General features: G+C 53.5%; 2 protein-coding genes and 1 pseudogene. 2 read left to right on the top strand and 1 reads right to left on the bottom strand.

Annotation, left to right across the window (positions count from 1 at the left end):
• Positions 1 to 306: Maf family protein (locus tag B9Z54_RS05120; RefSeq protein WP_162785097.1), on the top strand; the 306-nt coding region annotated here is incomplete at its 5' end.
• Between the two features lie 192 nt (positions 307 to 498).
• Entirely contained in the window at positions 499 to 960 is a 462-nt protein-coding gene (radC, locus tag B9Z54_RS05115) for a RadC family protein (protein WP_240189810.1), read from the top strand.
• Between the two features lie 103 nt (positions 961 to 1,063).
• Here radC and B9Z54_RS05110 read toward each other — a convergent pair.
• Positions 1,064 to 1,313 (bottom strand): annotated as a pseudogene (locus B9Z54_RS05110) (tripartite tricarboxylate transporter TctB family protein); the annotation flags it as partial.

Below are 1,313 nucleotides of genomic sequence, written 5' to 3'. Positions count from 1 at the left end.
ATGCTGAAGCGCTTATCGGGAGCGACCCATGAAGTGCTCACAGGCGTCAGCGTCATCGGGCCAGAACGGCAAGACTTGTTCGTCACGACGACGCACGTCACGTTCATCGAGATCCCGGAAACTTGGCTCGAAGGCTATCTTGCTTCAACGGAGCCGTATGACAAGGCCGGCGCCTACGGGATTCAAGGGTCAGGGGGTCTGTTCGTCGAACGGATTGACGGGGATTTCTATAACGTCGTCGGTCTGCCGATCCGTCCACTCGCCGAGACGCTCGAGCGACACGGGGTATCGCCGCGCTTTCTGTGAATGAAGCGAAAGTAGGTGAAGGAATGACCATGGTGCTCGACCGAAGTGTTGAATCCGCGATCGCCCGGCTACTCCAAATCGGGGGCAGAGGTGGCGACCCGCACGAGACGGCCCGGCGGCTGTCCGACGTGTATCCTTCGCTCCGCGCGCTGTCGCTAGGCGTCCGTGAGCGACCTCTGTCAGATTGAAGGCATGACGAAGAAGAAAGCCGAGCAGTTGCTCGCGGCATTCGCGATCGGTCTCCGTTACGTCGAGGAACCGAAAGTGGAGACGCCGACGATCCGTTCGCCGCAGGACGCCTATGAACTGCTCCGCGATGAACTCCGGCTATTGAATCAGGAGCATTTCATCTGCCTGTATTTGAACACGAAGAACCAGCTCATCGCCCGGAAGACGCTATTCGTCGGCGGGCTCAATTCATCGATTGTCCATCCGCGTGACGTGTTTCGCGAGGCGCTCAAACTGTCGGCGGCGTGTTTCATCGCCGTCCATAACCATCCAAGCGGGGACGCGACACCGAGCCGGGAAGATATCGAGGTGTCAGAACGGCTCGTCGAAGCCGGGCATATCGTCGGCATCGCCTGTCTCGACCACGTTATCATCGGGGAAGACCACTACGTCAGCATGAAGCAGCGTGGGTATATGAATGGGTGAACAGGAGGCAGGCGCAAGTACGTCTGCTTTTTGTATGATTAGAAAATATATTAAAGTACGAAAAAACCACCCGTTCAGGTGGTTTTTGTTTGTATTGATTTAATTATTCAACTTTGATAGTCCATTTGCCGTCTGCAATGATGTTAAAGAAATACACGCCTGTATCTTCGACACGTTGCACCTGAGAACCACTGTAATTTCCAATTTCGTTAACGAGTGCTCCAGCACCATTTGTTTGAACAATGAAGTTTCTTTGTCCATCGTGTGTGAAAGTGAATGTTCGACCACCTTCTTCTAAAGTCATAAATAAGGCGGTGTCTCCACTACCATTTGCTTCTGAAGTGGGTAGATTT

It is taken from the genome of Bacillus sp. P14.5 (assembly GCF_003316765.1).
Classification (GTDB): domain Bacteria; phylum Bacillota; class Bacilli; order Bacillales; family Bacillaceae_B; genus Rossellomorea.
The sequence above is the reverse complement of the archived record's forward strand: the minus strand, read 5'-3'. Positions and strand labels throughout refer to the sequence as shown.

Excerpts from the sequence above, each read along its gene's own strand:
- radC (WP_240189810.1), top strand. The coding sequence starts at position 499 with ATGACGAAGAAGAAAGCCGAGCAGTTGCTCGCGGCATTCGCGATCGGT.